The 21,481-nt window shown below is 37.8% G+C and carries 23 protein-coding genes; all 23 read right to left on the bottom strand.

Annotated elements, in window-relative coordinates:
• Nucleotides 1–59: 59 nt before the first annotated feature.
• The gene (locus ASU02_RS13490) at nt 60–740 is read right to left on the bottom strand and encodes a zinc metallopeptidase (protein ID WP_057764419.1); all 681 of its coding nucleotides are present in this window, start codon (nt 738–740) and stop codon (nt 60–62) included.
• A 69-nt stretch (nt 741–809) separates the two neighbouring features.
• Nucleotides 810–1,598, bottom strand: a complete 789-nt coding sequence (gene ypjB / locus ASU02_RS13485) for a sporulation protein YpjB (protein ID WP_057764417.1) — start codon at nt 1,596–1,598, stop codon at nt 810–812.
• Between the two features lie 108 nt (nt 1,599–1,706).
• Nucleotides 1,707–2,300, bottom strand: coding sequence for a lipoprotein heptaprenylglyceryl N-acetyltransferase LhaT (lhaT, locus tag ASU02_RS13480; RefSeq protein ID WP_057764415.1), 594 nt, complete (start codon nt 2,298–2,300; stop codon nt 1,707–1,709).
• A 113-nt stretch (nt 2,301–2,413) separates the two neighbouring features.
• Nucleotides 2,414–3,181 (bottom strand): menaquinol-cytochrome c reductase cytochrome b/c subunit, encoded by a 768-nt coding sequence (locus tag ASU02_RS13475; RefSeq protein WP_057764413.1) that lies wholly within the window; start codon nt 3,179–3,181, stop codon nt 2,414–2,416.
• 51 nt (nt 3,182–3,232) lie between these two features.
• A complete protein-coding gene (gene qcrB / locus ASU02_RS13470) occupies nt 3,233–3,907 on the bottom strand; it encodes a menaquinol-cytochrome c reductase cytochrome b subunit (RefSeq protein ID WP_053476792.1) in 675 nt (224 codons plus the stop codon).
• A gap of 3 nt (nt 3,908–3,910) precedes the next feature.
• Nucleotides 3,911–4,417, bottom strand: a complete 507-nt coding sequence (locus ASU02_RS13465) for a QcrA and Rieske domain-containing protein (protein ID WP_057764411.1) — start codon at nt 4,415–4,417, stop codon at nt 3,911–3,913.
• A 149-nt stretch (nt 4,418–4,566) separates the two neighbouring features.
• Complete coding sequence (locus ASU02_RS13460) at nt 4,567–5,031, bottom strand: YpiF family protein (protein ID WP_057764409.1); 465 nt, start codon at nt 5,029–5,031, stop codon at nt 4,567–4,569.
• 145 nt (nt 5,032–5,176) lie between these two features.
• Complete coding sequence (locus ASU02_RS13455; RefSeq protein ID WP_057764407.1) at nt 5,177–5,728, bottom strand: ReoY family proteolytic degradation factor; 552 nt, start codon at nt 5,726–5,728, stop codon at nt 5,177–5,179.
• Between the two features lie 176 nt (nt 5,729–5,904).
• On the bottom strand, nt 5,905–7,161 hold the full coding sequence (locus ASU02_RS13450; protein ID WP_057764405.1) for a tetratricopeptide repeat protein: 1,257 nt from the start codon (nt 7,159–7,161) through the stop codon (nt 5,905–5,907).
• Between the two features lie 41 nt (nt 7,162–7,202).
• A complete protein-coding gene (locus ASU02_RS13445; protein ID WP_057764403.1) occupies nt 7,203–8,102 on the bottom strand; it encodes a hypothetical protein in 900 nt (299 codons plus the stop codon).
• A gap of 148 nt (nt 8,103–8,250) precedes the next feature.
• On the bottom strand, nt 8,251–9,534 hold the full coding sequence (aroA, locus tag ASU02_RS13440; protein WP_095396716.1) for a 3-phosphoshikimate 1-carboxyvinyltransferase: 1,284 nt from the start codon (nt 9,532–9,534) through the stop codon (nt 8,251–8,253).
• A 53-nt stretch (nt 9,535–9,587) separates the two neighbouring features.
• Nucleotides 9,588–10,694 (bottom strand): prephenate dehydrogenase, encoded by a 1,107-nt coding sequence (locus ASU02_RS13435; RefSeq protein WP_057764399.1) that lies wholly within the window; start codon nt 10,692–10,694, stop codon nt 9,588–9,590.
• 367 nt (nt 10,695–11,061) lie between these two features.
• Entirely contained in the window at nt 11,062–12,180 is a 1,119-nt protein-coding gene (hisC, locus tag ASU02_RS13430; protein ID WP_057764397.1) for a histidinol-phosphate transaminase, read from the bottom strand.
• Between the two features lie 42 nt (nt 12,181–12,222).
• Nucleotides 12,223–12,600, bottom strand: coding sequence for a chorismate mutase (aroH, locus tag ASU02_RS13425; RefSeq protein ID WP_057764395.1), 378 nt, complete (start codon nt 12,598–12,600; stop codon nt 12,223–12,225).
• A 2-nt stretch (nt 12,601–12,602) separates the two neighbouring features.
• Nucleotides 12,603–13,685 carry a 3-dehydroquinate synthase gene (gene aroB, locus ASU02_RS13420; protein ID WP_057764393.1) on the bottom strand — a complete coding sequence of 361 codons (1,083 nt, stop codon included), beginning with the start codon at nt 13,683–13,685 and terminating at the stop codon, nt 12,603–12,605.
• 1 nt (nt 13,686) lies between these two features.
• Nucleotides 13,687–14,859, bottom strand: coding sequence for a chorismate synthase (gene aroC, locus ASU02_RS13415; RefSeq protein ID WP_057764391.1), 1,173 nt, complete (start codon nt 14,857–14,859; stop codon nt 13,687–13,689).
• 196 nt (nt 14,860–15,055) lie between these two features.
• Nucleotides 15,056–15,829 (bottom strand): CheR family methyltransferase, encoded by a 774-nt coding sequence (locus ASU02_RS13410; RefSeq protein WP_057764389.1) that lies wholly within the window; start codon nt 15,827–15,829, stop codon nt 15,056–15,058.
• Between the two features lie 112 nt (nt 15,830–15,941).
• The gene (locus tag ASU02_RS13405; RefSeq protein WP_057764387.1) at nt 15,942–17,039 is read right to left on the bottom strand and encodes an ABC transporter permease; all 1,098 of its coding nucleotides are present in this window, start codon (nt 17,037–17,039) and stop codon (nt 15,942–15,944) included.
• On the bottom strand, nt 17,036–18,298 hold the full coding sequence (locus tag ASU02_RS13400; RefSeq protein ID WP_057764385.1) for an ABC transporter permease: 1,263 nt from the start codon (nt 18,296–18,298) through the stop codon (nt 17,036–17,038). Before ASU02_RS13400 ends, ASU02_RS13405 begins: the two co-directional genes overlap by 4 nt.
• A 12-nt stretch (nt 18,299–18,310) precedes the next feature.
• Nucleotides 18,311–19,243, bottom strand: a complete 933-nt coding sequence (locus tag ASU02_RS13395) for an ABC transporter ATP-binding protein (protein ID WP_057764382.1) — start codon at nt 19,241–19,243, stop codon at nt 18,311–18,313.
• 107 nt (nt 19,244–19,350) lie between these two features.
• Nucleotides 19,351–19,584, bottom strand: coding sequence for a hypothetical protein (locus tag ASU02_RS13390; protein ID WP_057764380.1), 234 nt, complete (start codon nt 19,582–19,584; stop codon nt 19,351–19,353).
• Nucleotides 19,585–19,660: 76 nt separating this feature from the next.
• Nucleotides 19,661–20,293, bottom strand: a complete 633-nt coding sequence (locus ASU02_RS13385; protein WP_057764378.1) for a response regulator transcription factor — start codon at nt 20,291–20,293, stop codon at nt 19,661–19,663.
• A 13-nt stretch (nt 20,294–20,306) separates the two neighbouring features.
• Nucleotides 20,307–21,398 carry a sensor histidine kinase gene (locus ASU02_RS13380; RefSeq protein ID WP_232426250.1) on the bottom strand — a complete coding sequence of 364 codons (1,092 nt, stop codon included), beginning with the start codon at nt 21,396–21,398 and terminating at the stop codon, nt 20,307–20,309.
• Nucleotides 21,399–21,481 lie beyond the last annotated feature (83 nt).

Here is a 21,481-nt window from a genome sequence, read left to right as displayed (position 1 = left end):
CTTATGACCTCAAGGGCAAGGAAGTCCCAGCTAGAAAAAAACCAGCCAATTGGCTGGTTTTAATCATTTCTTTGCATACCAGTATAAATAAGTATTAAACGAAGCAGTTCCATCACCGCAACTGCTGCTGCAGCTACATAAGTAAGTGCTGCCGCGTTTAGAACCTTTTTAGTCTCTCTTTCTTCATCATTTCGAATAACTCCAAGTGACACCACTTGATCCATCGCCCGATTGGATGCATTGAATTCGACCGGTAAGGTAATAAGCTGAAAGACAACAGCAGCAGCCATAAAGATAATCCCTAATAAAACAAAACCGCTATAGCCTGCTAGAAAACCAATCATAATTAAAATCCAGGAAAAGTTTGATCCCAGATTTGCTACTGGAACCAGCGCATGACGGAACCTTAAAAATGCATAGTCCTCTTGGTCCTGTATAGCATGACCAACTTCATGTGCTGCAATAGCTGCAGCTGCAACCGAATGTCCGTGATAATTTGCTGAGGAAAGACGGATTGTTTTTGAACGTGGGTCATAATGATCTGTTAAATGCCCTCTTGTCTCTTCTATTCCTACTTGAAATAAACCATTTGCATCTAAGATCTTTCTAGCTACCTCAGCACCCCTCATATGGGATGAAGATGAAACTTTTGAATATTTTGCATAGGAGCCCTTTACTCTAAATTGTGCCCAAAGAGGCACTAAAATAATGATAGCGAAGTAAATAAGGTATCCACCCATAATTAACCTCCCATTTCCGCTAATTCTAGTTGTTTTTTTATATTGTACACTGGCTGAAATATGAAGTCACTATTTTTGCCCTCTTGAACGGTTTTTTTCCTTTTGCTGGTCCCCTTTATACTTTCTCCAGCCAACATAAGACAATGTAAGTATAATTATGCTTCCTGTTGAAATAATCACCCACCACAGTGATGGATCTGCTTCATCATCAGACATTTCATCAAATAAAAGCTGTAAATCTGCTTGCAGTGCTTCAAGTTCCTGCTGTGTCCCTTCATCAGCTAACACTTGAGGTCGGTAACGGTCAATAAAATCAATACGACTATCTAATCTTTGAATACGTTCCCCAGTTACATTAATTTTCATACTTGGATAAATAACATCATATAAAGACAAAAAAGTATTAAATTTCGTTTGAAAATGTTCTTTATCTCCGTTGTAAGCTGCCTCTTTCATTTCTCCAAAAACAGTCATAATCGGGGTTTCCATTTCTGTCCACAGAGGCTGACTTTGAGAGGTAATGGCATCCATAACGAGTCTAAACTTTGTTACACGATTGATTTTCTCATTATGATTAATTGTTGCGTTAGCTGTAGCTTGTACCGCTTCGTCATGAGAAACGGTAACTATCCGCATCTCATCAGAAGTCAATACGCTGACTTGTCCTGATGTCGCACGGAATTGATCTGAAAAATAATCTAGCAGCTTTTTGGCATCCTCATATCGATGAAGCTTGACCATTTGCAGTGCTTCATCTGATAATTGTTCCAATCTATCAATAGATGAGGTTTCTTCCGCATATCCTGTTATAGGCAATAGAAGAAAAATCATGATCGCAATGATTATTCTGGATTTCATACTTGTCCCCCCTCAAATTACTATTAAATATGTATGAGAGATGGGACAAGGATAGACCAGAAATCCATTTTCGATTGTTTAAATTCTATCATCTATTAGTATTGGCAGTTATTTAATTTCTAGCTGAAAACGATTTTTTCTAACCGCCAAAAAGTAAGTGATCCCTAAAGAAAAAACACTTAGCCAAAAAGTAAAATACCCAATTTGTGGGGTATATAAGTCCAAAATCGTGTAGCGTGGGAGCATAAAAAATACATAATCAATGACGTCATTATGCAGTGTCCAAATACCTGTAACAATGAGATGCCACGTTTTAATACGGTAAAATGGCGCATATAACATTCCCTGTACAGCCATTGCCCCATGTGAGAATATAAGCATTAATGCGATCCAATCAAGCTCTCCTGTCACTTGAAGAACTAATAAATTCATTACAACAGCCCAAATGCCATATTTAATTAATGTAACGATGGCTAACGCTTCAAAAATTGGCCAATTTTTCCCTAAAATAAAAGCGATTAATACAAATACGAAGAATAAGCTAGCGGTGGGACTGTCTGGTACAAAAGGCAAAAATATTGGAGGTGTATCAACCAGCTGCCATTTATACCAAATATATCCGTAAATCGTCCCCGCAATATTGATCACTAACAGCAGCCATAATACCGCTTTATTTCCTAAAACAGGATAAATCCACTTCATGATTGTCCTCTTCTCTATTAATTGTTAAACTTCTTCATTATTTTACCATAGAGACCTAGACAATATATGCACACAAAATAAAAAAGCTGACGAATCAACGTCAGCCTTGTTATTTATTCACTTACGATACCTGAAATAAACTCAGCCAATTTGTCAAACTCTTCATCCGTACCTTTGAAAAGTCCAGCTGGCATCGCGCCTTTACCGTTCGTAACAATTTCTTTAATTTCTTCAGGTGTTAGACCAGTGTCAACAAGAGCAGGTGCTCCCCCGCCTCCTTGAAGGTCTCCACCATGACAAGTTAAGCAAGTATTCGCTTCCATAATCTTGTAGCCTTCTGCTTCTGTATCGATTTCAACTTCCGCTACAATTTTCCCTTGGTTAGCAGCAGCTTCCCAGTCATGGGTTGCAACGGACTGCCAAGTTAAAAATGTAATTGCAGCTACAGCCAATAACATAAATCCAGTAGCCAATGGCCGCTTTGATGGACGGCGTTCTGGTCCACGGTCGATAAATGGTGCAAGAAGCAATGCTCCGAAAGCAAGACCTGGAATGACTAAGGCACCTACAATATTAAAAGGACCTGATGCGTAAGTATACTTTAATAGTTGGTATAAGAATAAGAAATACCAGTCTGGCAATGGAATATATGCTGTATCACTTGGATCCGCGATTTTTTCAAGTGGCGGCTCATGTGCAATTGTTAAACATAAAAATCCGATTAGGAAAACGGCACCTATCATCCATTCTTTTAATAGGAAGTTAGGCCAGAATGCTTCCGTTTTGCCAGGGTATTCCGAATAGTCTTTCGGAATGTTCGGTTTTCGTTCAGCAGAAACACGAGAGTCTCCTACGAATTTCATACCTTTACCACGATGCATTGGGCGATTCCCCCTCCTTTATCTAAAAATCCTTTTTTTGTTCATCTCATCTTACAATGGTCCTGAAATACCTTGCTTACGAATCATTACAAAGTGAGCAGCCATTAATGCGAACAATGCTGCTGGCAAGAAGAATACGTGAATCGCAAAGAAACGAGTAATTGTTTGCGCTCCGACGATATCCGGTGATCCAGCAATAAGGGTTTTTAGATATACCCCAATTAACGGAACAGATTCAATAATTTGCATTGTAACTTTTGTTGCAAATAATGCTTTCATATCCCAAGGCAGTAAGTAGCCTGTTAAACCAAGAGCCAGCATAACGAAGAAAATTAATACACCGACAACCCAGTTCAATTCACGCGGTTTCTTGTAAGCACCTTGGAAGAATACGCGTAACGTATGTAAGAACATCATTACGATGACTAAACTAGCACCCCAGTGATGCATTCCGCGGACAATTTGTCCAAATGCCACATGGTTTTGCAAGTAATACACGGACTCCCATGCATTTTTAATATCTGGAACATAATACATTGTTAAGAACATTCCAGATAAAATTTGAATAACGGTAACAAAGAATGTTAATCCGCCGAAGCAATAAACGAAAGCAGAAAAGTGATGGGCAGGGTTTACATGCTCAGGCACTTCATGATCTGCAATATCGCGCCATAAAGGCGTAATATCTAAACGTTCATCCACCCAATCATAAATTTTGTTTAACAAGGATTACGCCCCCTTCTTTGGCTCTGCTTTACCTAAGTGCAGGTAACCATCTTTTTCAATGTAAGGATATACATCAAGTGGTGCAATAGGTGGTGTACCTGGAACGTTTGTACCATCTTTCGTATAAAGTCCTCCATGACACGGGCAGTAGAAATGTTCAGGTTTTGTTTTATCCCCTTCCCAGTTAACCACACACCCTAAATGCTTACAAACAGGTGAAAGTGCGACAATTTCTCCTTTGTCGTCCTTATAAACCCACGCAGTTCCAGTTTCTTCAGAATTGTACCATGCATCCTGCTGCTCAAATGTAAAGTCAACACGAGTTGGCACTTCTGTAATATCAGCAACTTTTTGCGGAGTCGGAATGTAATTACCGCCAGCTTTTGCCTGCAATACTGGATCAATTGCAAAACGAACCATTGGCATCAACATTCCAGCAGCCATGAAACCGCCTACACCAGTTAGTGTATAGCTTAGGAATTGACGTCTTGAAACACGATTTTTGCTCATACCTTTCCCCCCTCTATTATGAAGTTAAGTCCAACGGACAATATTCAACACAATATAAAACTAGGACATAACAATGATATATCAATCTTAATTGAAGGTCAATATATCGTTTGACGAAAACATGTCAACTGTGTGACTAAAATTGCCATTTACTCGCCTGACTGCCATTTTTGCAGAAACAATTGGAGCAGCTGCTTTACTTGATCATCAAGAATCGTATTTTTATATTGTTCATCCATATGCTCTAGTGGAAGGGAAGGGAGCCAAATCAACCCACCCTCGAATTGACTTTCAATTGTTTTCCAGCTGCTATCAGATGTTAAATAGAAGACGTGCTTAAACCCTTTTGACAACAGCTCTTTCTCCCATAGCTTTATATCATTTACAAGCTTATCCTCAGTGAATGATTTTAAATAAGAAAAACCAGGGAGCATAACCAGTCTACCTCTGAACTGTCTTTCAAGCTGAATGCTTAATAAAGAAATAAACTCCGACATTGCAGCCGTTTGCTTGATATCGTCTCCTAACGATACAGGAAATAAAGGCAGGACAGCTGTATCTACATATTCCTTTGATTTTATGTACATATCAATATCCTGAGAAATCCACTTCATCCATTTCACTCCATATCTTTAATTTGTCCAAAAGAATAATCTGACATTCAATAATTCTACATAATCATAACACTATAACCTACTAACTAAAAGGCTGTTTCTCACACTTGTAAAGCAAAAAATAAAAGCTTGCCACTATAGCAAGCTAATGAAAGTCTTTCTTGAGTCTGTTTAATTTTTCAGTTAGCAGTAAAAAGGTCTGTTTGTCATGATTATCAAGTGCTTCATCGATTTTTTTCAAAAGATGATCCCTCTGAAACCTTTCTAAACAGTTGTCTAAAAATCGTTCCGCAATGATCCGATCTTTTTCATTAATTCGAAGCTTCTTTGGCATGAAAGGATTTTCTTCGAGAACAGCAGCATATTGATGGATTTTGTTTGATGCATGAAAGTTTAATTGAATAAAGATTTCTTCCTCACGGTTCAGTCGGATATCATGGAATGATTTCTCCGCGTCTGTAGTCATGACATTTTCCTTATAAAAACGAAAAGGAACTTCATCGACACAATGAGTAGACATGACTAAACCCTTTGGGCAATATTGCGCTTGCTCAACAAAATGGACCTTTTCCATTAACTGGTCGTGGCTCATTAAATAGTTTAATATCCATACGCATTCTCGCCTTTTTAATTGATAATGATTGAGAAACCAGCGAATAAAATCTTTCTTCTCGTTGACAGAAACAGGGGCTGACATGATTAGAATCCCTCCTCTGCAAAATGAAATGCTTAAAGCGCCTTTGGAACATCAGACTGCCGATTGCACCTGTGGTGATTAAGTTAAGGAGCTTTCCTTAGTGCTCACCCCGAAAAGCCAAGATAAGCCTCTTGTGCTAGACGTTTACTTTACTCCTAATAAAAACACATCCTAGATTATTCCGAGAGTCTTTGTACTATATCTTGATATTCTATGTTGTTTGGTTCTAATTTTATCAGTGTATTAAAAATTTCGGCAGCCTCTGCCCTTTTTCCTTCTTCAATTAGAAAATATCCATAGTCTGAAAGAAAATCTGGCTGCTCCTTAAAAAAAGTATATGCACTATTGTATTTGTTTAATGCCTGTGAATATTCTTCAAGATGCTGATATGCGATTGCAGCATCCCATAATAGACGCGGCTCTTCTTCTTCTTGATCGTTCATCATTTCAGTAATTTCTAAAATATCCTCATACCGTTCCTGTTTAAGGAACAGCTTCGTCAACGTGGCAGCAGCTTCCGTATATTCTGGATCTAAAGCTAACGACTCCCTAAATAAGCTTTCTGCTTCCTCTTCCTTGCCAAGCTTTAGTGCAAGCTTACCGCCATTAAAATAAAGCTCTTTATTATATTCATCCTGTTTGATCCCCATCTTAATCGCTTGATAGCTATTTTCAAGCTCTTCTTCCCGTTCATAGGCTTTTGACAGATTTAAATATAAAGAATGATACTCTGGATCCAGCTCTTTTAACTCATTAAACTTTTCGATTGCGGTCCGATTAAAGCCTGCTTGCAATGCAGTGAAAGCATAGCTAAATAAAGTATTAATTTCTATTTTTTCATCCAATGCCTTTTCATAATAAGGCAGAGCTTCCTCAAATGCTCCGCCTACACTCAAGACCTCAGCCATCCTTTGATTGACATTCACACCTGCAATTACATCTTCTTTAAGCAATACCAATTCGTATGCCCTTGTAGCTTCAAGAAATTTCCCTTGCTCAGCATATAACTCTCCAAGTGCAAAATCGATAATGATTTCATCTGGCAAGATGGACTTTGCCTTCTGCAGCTTTTGTTCACTTACCTCATTTAGCCCTTCCATTTGATAAAGATCTGCCAACAGGAGCAATGATTGCGGAAAGCTTGGATCATCCTCCTGTACTCTTTCAAGAACGAGGATGGCTTCATCTTCCTGGCCAAGATCAATATGTGCTTCTGCTAGGAGGACAAGCAGCTCACCCTCTTCCGGATAAGCTTCAAGTAATCTCTCGAACAAAGCCTTTGCTTCTTCTACAAAACCAAATTGAAAAAGCTCTTCTGCAAGGACAAACCTTTCCTCATGCGATCCCTGAAGCAAAATTTGTTTCTGTTGCTTCATCGCTTCTTCATGCTGACCGTTCTCTATTAGTTCAATAATTTTATCTACTTTTTCCATAATTATTTCCTTTCAGGGACGTTTGTCTAACTTGTAGTATATTAAATAGTAAAATAGGATGGTGTGTCTATTTTAACATGTTCACCAAAGCCTGGACGAAAATCTATATAATCCTGTGCTCGAATGACTTCTCCCTTATGGACAGAATGAACGAGCATATGTCTATGATAATGAAAGAGCTCGGCTTCTTCAATATTTCTGATTTCCCTGCTCTTTAAGTATAAGTTATATGATAGCTCTAGGCCTTGATGAATACTTGATTTCTTAGGGAAAATCCCTATTTTTTTTAGAATTGGGTAAGGGACTGGTTCATTTTCTGCTATTTCTTCATTAATAGAAGGCATTTTTTCCTTTTCCATTACTCGCTTCCATTTGATTTTTGCCTCGTTTCTTTCTTTTTCATCAGAATTTACAAAAATCGGAATCAACGGACTATTGTATGGAAACATCGCCTCCCGCAGCCACCCCCAAGGAAGAGCAGCTAACTCGTCCACATGGTGTATATCCACAAAAATAGCAGGCACCTTTTCACGCTTGCATTTCCTTAATAATGCTGGCGTTAGTAATCGGGAAGGGATTCTGACACCAATAATATAGTCAATTGGACTATTTAATAATCGTGTATGAACTCGTTTAATTTCTTTCGACAACTCATGCTCATGATTTACCTTAGCCACTGTTATAAAGGTTGTACAGCCTTTTAGAATAAACTCATTAATAAAGTAATGTTTTAACTCTTGGAAAGTCAAATCTAACGGGAACTCTTTATTCAAAAGAGTTGATGTGGGGGTCATAATAAATGAAGATGCATTCATTCGAATAAAACGATACCGTTTATAATCTGGTCTAATCGATAGAATCTTCCCTTTTTCAATAAGCAATGAAGCCTTAGTCATCCTGCGTTCTTTTAATATAGTAGCATTTTCAATGATATATGTCATAAAACCCCCCTCTTATACGGTCTTATGACAAGCTATGTATTTATTAAATTAAATATGACAAAAACTATGAGCTCTCGCTCCCAGCGGACCAGTTATTGTTAGCCAACACACAAAAAGAGCTGCATAGCAGCTCAAACTAGGCAAATAACTATATTAAACTTTGCAAATGCGTAAAAAATGAAGGGTAAGATACATAGATAGCCTCTTCATTTTCTAGATATACATCCTCTTTACATATAGCCGCTGCAACTGATAACATCATCCCAATCCGATGATCCCCATAACTGGAAACTGTGCCGCCAGTTAAATCTGTTTTCCCATAAATTATCATTCCGTCTTCGGTTGCTTCGATATTAGCTCCAAGCTTTGTTAATTCAGCAACAACGGTATCAATTCGATTCGTTTCCTTCACTTTTAACTCATGTGCGTCTTTGATGACTGTTACTCCTTCAGCTTGAGTTGCTAATAATGCTAAGATCGGAATTTCATCAATCAATTTTGGAATGATCTCACCTTCTATAGTAGTGCCCTTTAATGCAGAAGTTTGAATAACGATGTCTCCACTTGGTTCAAACTCATTCTCTGTCAGCTGTGTAATCGTTATCTTTGCGCCCATTTTCTTCATAATATCAATAATGCCCGTTCTGGTTGGATTCAGACCTACATTAGTTAATTTAATTTCACTTCCTGGTACAATTGCGCCCGCTACTAAAAAGAAAGCTGCCGATGAAATGTCACCTGGAACATGGATAGCTGTACCAGTTAGTTTCTGCCCCCCTTTTATACGGATCGTTGTTTCGTTTTTCTCCACTTCTCCACCGAATTGTTTGATCATTCGTTCCGTATGATCTCTTGTTTTCACTGGTTCAATTACAGTCGTTGTTCCGCTAGCTTGTAAACCAGCAAAAAGCAGGGAGGATTTAACCTGGGCACTTGCTACAGGAAGCTCGTATTCTATTCCTTCTAAATTCCCGCCCATAATGGATAAAGGCGTGAATTCACCATGCTTTCTTCCATTAATGGCTGCTCCAAATAACTGCAATGGCTTAGTTACCCTTGTCATCGGTCTTTTTCCAATTGATTGATCACCAATTAAAACAGAGTGAAATGGACGTCCGGCTAATATCCCTAATAATAGGCGTATCGTCGTGCCTGAGTTTCCTACATCCAGTACCTCTGAAGGCTCGCATAGCCCTTCAAAACCATTGCCATGGATAATCACCTTTTCTTCCTGCCGCTCAATCATGACACCCATTTTTTTAAAACAATCGATTGTACTTAAACAATCCTCGCCTAATAAAAAATTTGTAACAATCGTTTCTCCTTGCGCTATTGCTCCAAACATGATCGACCGATGGGAAATCGATTTATCTCCAGGAATAGCTAGTTCCCCATTCAAGCTTTTCAGATTGGTTTGCAGTTTTATTGGCATTTTCATCATCCTTTCCTAAAGTATATCAAATCTAACACATTCAAAATTATGTACTATAGGCCAACCGAAGTCTCATAGCTTGTATGTAAATGAATACACGCTTCCGCACGTTCCCGATCCTCTTCAGTTTGAAAGCTAATTACTAGTACACCGTATATTTCTTCTCTAGTTTCAAGAATACGTATATTTGTAATACTTATTTCCTCTTTGGCCAGAATCCCTGTTATTTCGGAAATGATACCTGGATAATCAGGAACATCGACAAAAAGATCGTAAAAAGCTGGGATCGCTCCCTTTTGTTTTTGTGGTAATTCATCTCTAAACTGCTTTGCCTTAAAAAAATAGTCATAGATTTCTTCACTATTTTCGGTTTCCAGCATTTTTGCTACTTTTTGCATTTCTTCCTGCCAGTTTTCTAAAAGACCGAGAAGAACCCCTTTATTATGTAATAAAATATCTCTCCACATTTCAGGACTGCTAGACGCAATCCTTGTCACATCACGGAAACCGCCGGCTGCTAAACGAGGCACAAGCTTCCTCGTTTCACTTATTTTCTCTGCTTGATGCACAAGAGAAGCTGCAATTACGTGTGGAAAATGACTGATTACACCTGTTAAATAATCATGCTCATCTGGAGATAATGTGATAAATTTCGCTTTCGTCCCTGAAAGCCAGCACTGCAGCTGCTGTACTTGTTCAGCAAGAATATGATCTTCAGGTGTTAATAAGTAAAAGGCATTTTCAAACAGGATCGACTTTGCAGCAGTGATTCCGCTTTTATGAGATCCAGCCATCGGGTGTCCGCCAATGAATGCAATCCCTTTATCTGTCAGCAATTTTGACTGCTTAACAATTTCTTTTTTCGTACTGCCAGCATCTGAGATAATTACATGATCCTTTAGCTCCATATTCCCCAATACCCGCATAATTCTTTCCGTCTCTTTGACAGGTGTGGCGATTAATATAAGATCAGCTTCATTCGCACCATCTTCGATTGAAGGTGCAATTTCATCAATAACAGAAAGCATTTTAGCAAGCTTAGCCTGTTCAGAATGAACATCAAAGCCAATTATAATCGCGTCCTCATGATGCTTCTTTATACATAATGCGAGGGAACCCCCGATTAGTCCTAATCCAATTATAAATACGCGGCCATTCAAGTTCCACACCACCTTTTAGTAAAACTGCTTAAAACGCCTTCGAAACAATTAATCTTCGGATTGTTCCTTCGAAGATTATTCTAAGGAGATTTCCTTAGTGATCACCACCGACAAGCATAAGACGAATCTTCCGGAAAGACAGCCATTTACCTTTGTAGAGGATCTATCTGCTTGTGGCTTGAGGGTCGGCAAAAACGCAACGTCCTCCTAAATGCTTCAATTTAAGTGATGCCATAGGACACTGGCGAAGCTTTCCTTGTCCTAACGTATTGTCGTCCTATATGTCGGGGGCAGGCGCTGCAGCTAGACATAAATAATAAATTCAGAGGCTATATACAGCCTCTGAAAAGTTACACTTTTATCAATTTTACTGAGCTTTCGCACTCTCCAAGCATGATGCTTTATACGTTAAATAGTCTCCCATTACTTTCATGACACCCTCATTTTGCTCCTTTGAACCGACAGTTACACGAACGGATGTCGGGAAACCTAGAGCCCTGCCAGAGCGTACAATGTATCCTCTTTCAAGTAAATATTGAAACACTTCATGTCCATCTGTTTTGAAGTCAATTAAAATGAAATTGCCTTGTGAAGGATAGCACTCTAGCTTGTTTTCCTTACAGAAATAGTAGAAAAGTTCCAGTCCTTCCCGATTCTTCTGCTTACATTGCGCAACATATGACTGATCATTGATCGCAGCAACCGCCGCAGCTTGTGCTGCACGATTCACATTAAATGGTTCTCTAACTGGTTCTAAGGCAGAAATAGTAGTTGGCTTACTTATCCCATATCCTATGCGCAAGCTCGCTAGCCCATAAATTTTCGAGAATGTACGAAGAATAATCAAGTTAGGAAAATGCTGCAATAAAGAAATGGATTCACCATAATCTGAAGCATCCACATATTCACAGTAAGCTTCATCAAGAACTACCAGAACATCTTTCGGAACTTTTTCTAAAAAAGACAGCAAATGATGCTCAGGAATATAATGACCTGTAGGATTATTAGGGTTACAAATCCAAACAACAGAGGTGTCTTCATCTATAGCCGCTAGCATGTTGTCAAGATCATGTTCACCATTTACTAACGGAACTTCTCGTATTTCTGCTCCTTCAACAATGGCATTATGCTTGTATTGTGGAAATGTCTGTTCAGCCATAACAGTATTCGTTCCATTTCCTAATAAAGACCTAGAAATCATTTGGATAATTTCGTCTGAGCCATTCCCAAAGATTAATTGATCCTCGCTGACCATCAAATGTGATGCTAAAGCTGTTCTTAATTCCGTCGCGTATCCATCTGGATATAACGGGAACGTTAAAGGAGAATTAGTTAAAGTTTCGATAACTTTCTCTGAACATCCAAATGGATTTTCATTGGATGCGAGCTTGATGATCTTATCTAGGCCATATTTCTTTTTCACTTCATCGATTGATTTCCCTGGCTGATAGGGAGTTAACTGAAGCAGCTGCTCTTTCCATTTCATGATCATTCACCTTTTCTTTTTACAGATGTCAAATCTATTCTTTTATAAAGATCTATTCTCTACTTTCAAATCAGGTCTTAAAGTTATCGCATTTCTTAAATATATATGATTTATTTCTTCTTGCGGGACCATTGTATTCACATGCAACATGACCCGGATGCATTTTGGCAATCCAGATGGAACAGGAATTTCTCTCATACACATAACTGGGACAAACGTCCAGCCATTAATTAAACGGATAGCTTTTGCCGGGAATGCAGCCGTGATATCCTCTGTTACAGAAATAAAAATAGATGCAACCATATTTGCCTCAATTTTGTTTTGTTCAATGATTTCTTTTAGCAGTATTTCTGTTGCTTCGATAATTTCATCTTCTCTGTTCTCAGTTACCGTTGTGGCTCCCCTTATTCCTCGAATCACAATCATTCCCCCTTCTGAAATATATACAGCTCATTTAATAACTCTTCATCTGTCATTTCATATGAAATGGGGCTGCCAATATCCTTTAACAATACAAAATTCACTTTTTGATCGATCGACTTTTTGTCTTGCTTCATGCGGTCTAGTAATTTATTAAGTGCAAATTCTTTGGGAAGTTCTGTAACATATCCCAGCTGCTTGAGCCAGCCTTTAAAGTGTTCATGGTTAAATAAAAGACCAGCTTTCTTCCTGCTTAGCTGCAATGCAAATAACATCCCAACTGCTACTGCTTCCCCATGTGTCCATTTGCCATAACCTGCTTCAGCTTCAATCGCATGGGCAAGTGTATGACCAAAATTGAGAAAAGCGCGAATACCTGCCTCTCTTTCATCTACAGAAACAAAATCACGTTTAATCTCAATTCCTCTTGCAAGCATATAGCTTAAATCAGGCACTGCTAGCTTTTCCATTGAAAAGATGTGATTATGTAGCCAGAAATAAAAGGATGAATCATGGATTAGTCCATGTTTAATTACTTCAGCAAAGCCAGATCTTTTTTCATGTAATGGAAGGGATTCAAGAAAATTCAAGTCATAAAAAACAGCTTCTGGCTGATAGAAGGAACCAATCATATTTTTTCCCGCAGGGTGATTAATGGCTACTTTCCCGCCTACAGCACTGTCATGAGCAAGAATGGTTGTCGGCACTTGTAAAAAAGATATTCCCCTCATAAAAGTAGAAGCAACAAATCCTCCAAGATCCCCAACTGCACCTCCGCCAAACGCAATGACTAGTGATTTCCTGTCAAGCTTATTCTCAAGTGCAAAAGTTAAGCATTGATAATACACATCAAACGTTTTCGCCTTTTCTCCACTTGGTACGATACATGATCTTGTTTGGAAATCTGCCAGCGCATGCTGGATGTCAAATAAATACAAATCGGCAACTGTTTCATCCGTAATAATCATTATTTTTGATAAGGAAGGGAAGGCATTATTAATAAATGTTCGTAATTGATTAATAACACCCGTTCCAACAAAAACAGGATATGTTTTTGAAGCTGTTTGAATAGAAATTTGTTTCATATTAAAACTCCCTTGCAAAAGCTCTTTGCTTATCAACTGTCTCCTTCAATGTTTGCAAACGATCTGAGTAAAATTGATCAACTAGTGCTGCTGCAAGCTCCCATGCAATTACATTTTCGGCAACGACTGCTGCGGCAGGTACAGCACAGCTGTCAGATCGTTCTATGCTTGCTGAAAACGGTTCTTTTGATTCAATATCAACGCTTTGAAGCGGTTTATAAAGAGTAGGAATTGGCTTCATTACCCCTCTGACAATAATTGGCATACCCGTAGTCATCCCACCCTCAAGCCCGCCTAAACGATTGGTTTTCCGATAATAGCCTCGTTCCTCACTCCAGGCAATTTCATCATGTACCTCACTGCCAGGCTTACTAGCTGCTTCAAAACCGATGCCAATTTCAACACCCTTAAATGCATTGATGCTCATCATTCCACTAGCTAGTTTTGCATCAAGCTTTCTGTCGTAATGAACATAGCTTCCTACTCCAGGAGGCATTCCTTCGACAATGACCTCGACAATTCCACCAATAGAATCACCTTGTTGTTTTGCTTCATCAATGGCATCCATCATCTTCTTTTCTGCGACTGGATCAAGGCATCTTACTGGTGAGTCTTCAGTGATTTCTTTTAATTTTTCAAGAGATTCATATTCTTTAATAGCAGATGACACTCCACCAATTTCAATAACATGTGAAGCAACTTCAATTCCAAGTTCTTTTAATAATTTTTTAGCTACAGCTCCTGCGGCTACCCTCACCGTTGTTTCCCTTGCCGATGAGCGCTCAAGAACATTTCTCATATCCCGATGCCCATATTTTAGCGCACCATTTAAGTCAGCATGTCCTGGGCGAGGACGCGTAATCTTTCTTTTGATTTCTTCCTCTTCATCTGGGGCAATCGGATCCTGTCCCATTATTTTCGTCCAATGCTTCCAGTCGTTATTTTCGACAACTAATCCAACTGGCGATCCTAGCGTATAGCCATGTCTGATGCCACCTACAATTTGGACAGTGTCTTTTTCAATTTGCATTCTTCTGCCTCTGCCATGGCCTTTTTGCCGTCGCGCCAATTCAAAATTAATATCTGTATCAAGTAATGGCAAACCTGCTGGCAGCCCTTCAATAATGGTCGTCAGCTGCGGACCATGGGATTCACCCGAAGTTAAGTATCGCAAAACTCTTTCCCCCTTCAACTCATTAAAGGATTATGTACCAATATAACATAGGATAAATAATAAAAATAGTAAATAAAAGAAAATTCCTATAATTTATTTCTATATTTAATGCATTTTAACATGAAATAGCTGGTTACTCAAAAAAGAATAGCAAATCAATGAAAAAAAAAGAGGCTGGATTTCTCCAGGTCCTCAGTTACTTTTTCCGATAAAAGAATGTGTCTTCTGTTTCTAAATTATATTTTCCTGGATTAAAAATTTGCTCCGTGCTGCCCACAAAAAAGATCCCATCTTTGTTTAACGCTCCGCTAAATTTATAATAGAGCTCATCCTTTGCCTCTTCAGTAAAATAAATAAGTACATTTCGGCAGACGATTAAATCAAATGGCCCTCCAAAGCTGTCAGCTAAGAGATTTTGCTTGCGAAAAGTTACTGTTTTCTTTACTTCGTCAGATACTTTAAAGAAAGTTCCATCTTTCGTGAAGTATTTCTTCTTCATTTCCTCTGGTACTTCATTTAAGGATCTTTCCGGATACACACCCATTTTTGCTCTGGCAATTACATTTTCGTCTAAATCCGTTGCTAATATTTGGATTTGCGATAATGGCATAAAATTCGACATCACCATTGCAAGTGTATATGGCTCTTCCCCTGTCGAACAGGCTGCACTCCAAATTTTCAAACGCTTATTCTTGGCAAGCAGTTTTGGAATGATTTTTTTTTCAAGGACTTCCCATCTTTTTGCATTCCGGTAAAACTCTGATACATTAATTGTCATTCGATCTAGAAATTCATTAAGTAATTCTTTATCTTTATTCATAGAATCATAAAAATCGTTAAAAGACTTAAATCCCTTTTTTTCATATAACGATAGGAGCCTTCTTTTCATTTGTGCTTCTTTATACAAAGATAAGTCGATCCCTGTTTTCTTTTTAATATTTACAATGAAATTCTGATAATCCTGCGACATTGCCTTACTCCTCTATTCATTGCTATTTTTCATATATACACTACTAGTATAGCTGAATTCTTAGCAAATTGGAGTGTATTTTGTTGAAAAATTTCAGGAAGTGTGGATGCCCCTATACATGCCTTCTTTCCATTAAACGAATTCCAATCCCCATCATGACTACACCCATTAAAATTAAAATAGAAATCGGATATAATAATTCGCTATACGATAAGCCTGAAATGGTTGCCCCTTTTAAAAGCTCCATCCCATATGTAATGGGGATAGCCTTTGAAATGGTTAATAGTGTATCAGAGGTAATGATTTCAATTGGCCAATATGCCCCCCCAAGCATAGCAAAGCTCACACTTATTAACGGAACTAATGCATTAAATTGCCCGATTGTTTTAACGATTCCTGTTAAAAATATGGATAATGCGACAATTGAAAATAAATAAGGGATAATCAGGATTAAAGTTTTTCCGAACGAACCATAAAAGTCCACTCCTGCACCGTATTTAAAAACGACAAATATTAGGGCAATCTGTATATATCCGATAAGAAAGCAATAAAGTAAATTCCCTACATACATCTCTATCTTTGAGGTAGAAGACAGAATTAGCCTATCCCATATCCCCAATTGTTTTTCCCGCAATATTTCAACTACGTTAAACGCAACGGTATAAATGGAAAAGAACAGGGCAAATCCAAATAATGATTGGAGTCCTGGGTCATAAACCCATTGATTTTCATCAGAAAATGATGCCACGGAAAGCTGGAAAAGCTGATTTCCATTCACTTCGGTGATTTTTTCAAATGCTTGATTTGAATCAGCAGCAAGGTCAATGACTGCTTTTTCTTTTAATCTTTTTACATAATACCTCTCCATATATTGATTGATTAAATGAAAATTTTCAGTATTGCCCACTTGAAATAAAGTAAAGGAACTACCTTCAAGCAGAACACCGGCTTCTGCACTGCCTGCAGCAACTTTGTTCTTTACCTCTTTTTCATCTTCAACTATAAATTCAAATGCATCTCCCTTATTGAGTTCTTCAATGATACTATTTACTTCTTCCTCCGGCAAAGAACTATACACAGGAACTTCAACTTTTGTGAAGGATGACTTTCCTAATAAATAGGCAAATGCGATGCAAATAATTGTCGTTGCAATAAATGCACCTGGCTTCCTAAGAAGCATGCGAAAATTTGCCCATACGATTCCTCTCATATCGCTTCACCTCTTCTCGGCTGGATCAAAAATGCCAACAGTAATAATAAGACAGTTGTTATCGCCACAGACAACAATTGACCAGATACGTCACTTAAAGGAAATCCTTGCATGATTTTATAGTAAGCAGAAATCCCGGCCCCGCCTGGTGAATATTGAGAAATAATTTCAAAAAAACCACCGATTTGTGATACTGGAATAAAACTTCCACCAACAAAAGCTATAATTGGAATGAAAAAGCTCGAAAATATTTGCGTTGCACTTCTTGAATTGGAACGGTAATTAATAGCCGAAATAAAAACAGCAAACCCTCCTACCATTACACTTAATATAAAAGTAACAACAAAATAATCAATCACATTCGGCCAGCTTACACCATGGATTAGTGCCGATAAGCCAAACAATATATTCATTTGGACAAAAGTGATAATAATCGTTGAAACGAAAATGCCAATAAAAAATATCGGTACGGGTACGTTTGCTAACAAAATACGTCCATAAATCTGGCTTTCCTTTTCTTCTAATGCCATTGATGCCGAATTCCCTGCTACGTAAAACATAAACATCACGCACATCCCAATTGCATAATAGCTGACAGCATTAATTGGCTTAGTCTTCGTTACCGTCTCGGTGTTTCCCACTTTAGAAATGAAACTGTTTTGCAGCTTTTCAGGATCAATTCCCATTGATGGCAGTACTGACCATAGAGAAATATCTTCTTGAAAAGAGGTAAATATATCTTTTAACACCCCGCCCTCAAGTGTGTTTGATTCATTAAGCTTAAGATTTAATTTAGGGACTTCCTCTTCATTGAAAAAGGCATGAAGATAAAACTGTTCCGTAAAGCCTGCTGGAATTTCAAGAACTCCACTATATTTAAGAGCTTCTTTATCAGATGGCATACTTTCCATTTCTGTTACTTGAATACTTTCTTTAAATTCTTCGCTTGCAAATACGTCCTCAAGCAATATTCTTATGGGATTGAGGCTTTTTATCCCCTCAATTGCCCCAGTTTTTTCTTCAGGAGAGAGAGGCAAGCTTTCCATCTTTTTAATTATTTTTTCTTCTCCGTGGGCGATATCATCCTTTTGAATAACCGCAAGTTTAATATTCAGATCTGGAGCTTCCCCATCAATAATTGATCCTAATGCAGCTCCTAAAATAGTGATGAGTACGAAAGGCATAAAGAGGAGGATTACTAATTCGCGTGGTCTTCTCCATACCATAAGCAATTCTTTTTTAATTAATTGAGTAATCATTTTCGCTCCCCCCTAATCCCTTAATTGCCTTCCTGTTAAATGGAGGAACACATCTTCCAAAGTGGGCGTTTCAATATGAACAGAAATAATATTCGTTTTTGTTTCTTCCGCTAATTTGAAAAGGTCTTTTAGAATATTTACCTTTTTAGGGACAATTAAAGTAATTGCAGGGTCTTGAACCGATATATTTTTTACATTTGGAAGTGCTTGCAAAAGCTGCAGATATTCCCCCTTCAAGATTTCTACTTTTATTGCAATGGATTGTTCTGCAGATAAAATGGACTTTATTTCCTCCTTCGTGCCTGCTGCAATCACCTCTCCATGGTCCATAATATAAATACGGTCACATAAATACTCTACTTCCTCCATATAGTGGCTTGTATACAATACAGTAATATTCTTTTCCACATTTAATCTTTTGACCGTTTCAAGGATATAGTTCCTTGATTGAGGGTCAATACCGACTGTCGGCTCATCCATAATGATCAATTCGGGCTCATGAAGCAAGGCAACACCAATATTTAAGCGTCTTTTCATCCCACCCGAGAAAGTTTTTACCAAATCCTTTTTTCGATCTTGCAGTCCAATAATATCTAATACTTCATCTACTCTTCTCTGCAATTCCTTTTTTTTAATCCGGTGTATTCTTCCAAAAAACTCAAGATTCTCTTTTGCTGTTAAATCCATGTACAATGCAATATCTTGAGGGACTACGCCAAGAATATTTCTAATTTTCTCCGGATTCCTTAAAATACTTTCATTTTTAAGACGAACATCCCCGCTCGTAGGATTTACCAACGATGAGATTAGGGATATCGTTGTAGATTTTCCGGCACCATTTGGTCCAAGCAAACCAACCGTCTCTCCCTTTTCTAAATACAGGTTAACCCCTTTTACTGCCTTTTTATTTTTATAATGCTTAGATAGCTCAACCACTTCTAACATGATATTCCCTCCTTTGTACTTGATTAGTATAGAAATAATTTAAAACTTCCTGCACTGCCCTAAGTCACAAAAAAACATTTTATCCATGACCTAAGTCATTTTCCTTGTCATAAAAATGTACAAGTGCCATGATCATCTTCGTACAAACGCAGAAGTGCCGGTTCTTTCGATAAAGAAGACACAATAAGCACAATCGAACTGATCGTAGGGAGTGGGCCTGAAGTTTGATAGGCGATAGGCGCTCCTCCCGTAAGCTTCCGTTTATCTTCATGCGATGTTGTATGCTGCCGAATCTCTCCTCTGGTACCGTACGCAGACCAGCCTGGCGCAAAGTTATTCATTTCATCCAGTTGAAAATTTTCTATATAGTTAAAAAAGCTATGTCAATTGACATAACTCAATAATCAAAATATATGCTTATAAAAGATCATGCTTAATGGCGAAGATTGCTAGCTGAGTGCGATCTCTTACATCAAGCTTTTGCAAAATTTGTGTTAGATGATTTTTCACTGTTCCAACCGACAAGTATAGTTCATTGGCAATTTCCTTATTTGTCTTTCCTCTCCCAACTAGCTTTGTAATCTCAAACTCTCTTGGTGTTAAATGTACGTCAATCGAATCAGCCTCTGGTTTTTCCAATAGTCTTGGCAAAACCTTTGCTGCTACCTGTTCATGTAAGGCCATCCCGCCTTCGAGACAGCTATTTATTGAACTAATTAATTTTTGCCCATCGGAAGTTTTTAATAGAAAACCATCTACACCTAGCTTTAAAGCCTGAAGTGCATATTCTTCATCATTAAAAGTAGTAAGGATTAAGATCTTAATATTAGGCCATCTTACTTTAATTTTGTGGGCAGCCTCAATCCCATTCATCTTCGGCATCCGTATATCAATTAAAGCAACATCAACAAGATGATTTTCTAAATAAACAATCGCATCTAAGCCATTTTCTGCTTCTCCAACAACAGTAAATTGCTCATTTTGTTCAAGAATCATTTTTAACCCTTGGCGGACGATGCTCTGATCTTCTACTATTAATACACGAATCAATTTTATCTCTCCTTTATGGCAATGACCCTTCAGTAATAAAGGTATGATCGATTTGATAGATGCTGAGTGTACCACCCGCTTCTTCTACCCTTTGTCTCATATTTTTCAGCCCGAAGCCTTCATGAAATGGCTTTATATGATCATATGAATTTCTTATATCAAAGTATAAATGTCCTAGTGCATTTGTTCCCAATGTGACAAATACTTCCCTAGATTGTCCATATTTCATCGCATTTGTTAAGGATTCCTGTAAAACCCGGTATAAAATAATACTGTTTCGATTAGATAAAGTGAGGCTTAAAGCCCCCTGCTTTGTTGTAAAATGTACTCTTAAGTGACTATCTGATTCCAGTTTTCTTATTAACTGAATAACGGAAGAAATTCCTTCAACATCGTCAGTGTTTAAAGCCCTAACTGCTTTTCTTGTCTCTTCTAAACTTTCATTAACAATCTCCTTCATTGATTGAAGGACGTCATTTTTCTCATTTATAAGAAGGATTTCTAGCTGCATGCTTAAAGCAGTCAGCTTATGCCCCACCGAATCATGCATTTCTCTAGCGATTCGAGTTCTTTCCTCCATTCGTACTGCTTTCTCATTTTTGGCTGCGTATCTTTTTACCTTTCTATATTCATCAATAAGCTGTTCATATAATTGGGATTGATGAATGAAATTAAAATAATGGGTATTTAAGTACCAAAAAGCACAAAAAAGGAGAAAAACCAAAATTAACAGACCGGCCAGAATCCCTTTCGGTGAATGCATTGTTACAACTAAGTAAATGACCAAAACAGTATGTACAGCAATTAGTAAACTACGAAAATATTTGGGTGATAAATAAAATGCAGACTCCAATGTATAAAATATAATTAATAATATGAAAAAGAGAACGAGGGATTCTTCTAAGTAAAATGCATACAAGAATGTAATGGCATACAAGATTAAGGTAATTGGCAGCTTTTTCTTAAAAAGAGGAAAAAGAAAATAAAGCGATAAAGAAAGAGCACAAAAAAGCAGCAAAAACACGCCAGTATTCTTTGCTGGAGAAAAAAGAATGAATAGCCAAATCAAGATTAAAAGAATAAAACGAATATAAAAAGACAGCAAGTTTATTCCACCCATCAACTCAAAAAATTTAAGATGGATTTAACGTAACAAATTGGATAACATTGGTCAATATACAAAAATAG

It is taken from the genome of Cytobacillus praedii, from assembly GCF_001439605.1.
Classification (GTDB): Bacteria; Bacillota; Bacilli; order Bacillales; family Cytobacillaceae; genus Cytobacillus; species Cytobacillus praedii.
This window is presented reverse-complemented; position numbering and strand designations above follow the sequence as displayed.

Coding starts and splice junctions, on each gene's coding strand:
- ASU02_RS13445 (WP_057764403.1), bottom strand. CDS start 8,102: ATGACATATATCATTGAAAATGCTACTATATTAAAAGAACGCAGGATG.
- ASU02_RS13455 (WP_057764407.1), bottom strand. CDS start 5,728: ATGTCAGCCCCTGTTTCTGTCAACGAGAAGAAAGATTTTATTCGCTGG.
- ASU02_RS13475 (WP_057764413.1), bottom strand. CDS start 3,181: ATGCATCGTGGTAAAGGTATGAAATTCGTAGGAGACTCTCGTGTTTCT.
- ASU02_RS13390 (WP_057764380.1), bottom strand. CDS start 19,584: ATGAATAACTTTGCGCCAGGCTGGTCTGCGTACGGTACCAGAGGAGAG.
- ASU02_RS13490 (WP_057764419.1), bottom strand. CDS start 740: ATGGGTGGATACCTTATTTACTTCGCTATCATTATTTTAGTGCCTCTT.
- ASU02_RS13405 (WP_057764387.1), bottom strand. CDS start 17,039: ATGAGAGGAATCGTATGGGCAAATTTTCGCATGCTTCTTAGGAAGCCA.
- ASU02_RS13460 (WP_057764409.1), bottom strand. CDS start 5,031: ATGAAGTGGATTTCTCAGGATATTGATATGTACATAAAATCAAAGGAA.
- aroB (WP_057764393.1), bottom strand. CDS start 13,685: ATGAAACAAATTTCTATTCAAACAGCTTCAAAAACATATCCTGTTTTT.
- ASU02_RS13450 (WP_057764405.1), bottom strand. CDS start 7,161: ATGGAAAAAGTAGATAAAATTATTGAACTAATAGAGAACGGTCAGCAT.
- ypjB (WP_057764417.1), bottom strand. CDS start 1,598: ATGAAATCCAGAATAATCATTGCGATCATGATTTTTCTTCTATTGCCT.
- ASU02_RS13400 (WP_057764385.1), bottom strand. CDS start 18,298: ATGATTACTCAATTAATTAAAAAAGAATTGCTTATGGTATGGAGAAGA.
- ASU02_RS13410 (WP_057764389.1), bottom strand. CDS start 15,829: ATGTCGCAGGATTATCAGAATTTCATTGTAAATATTAAAAAGAAAACA.
- hisC (WP_057764397.1), bottom strand. CDS start 12,180: ATGAAATGGAAAGAGCAGCTGCTTCAGTTAACTCCCTATCAGCCAGGG.
- ASU02_RS13465 (WP_057764411.1), bottom strand. CDS start 4,417: ATGAGCAAAAATCGTGTTTCAAGACGTCAATTCCTAAGCTATACACTA.
- ASU02_RS13395 (WP_057764382.1), bottom strand. CDS start 19,243: ATGTTAGAAGTGGTTGAGCTATCTAAGCATTATAAAAATAAAAAGGCA.
- aroA (WP_095396716.1), bottom strand. CDS start 9,534: ATGCCAATAAAACTGCAAACCAATCTGAAAAGCTTGAATGGGGAACTA.
- lhaT (WP_057764415.1), bottom strand. CDS start 2,300: ATGAAGTGGATTTATCCTGTTTTAGGAAATAAAGCGGTATTATGGCTG.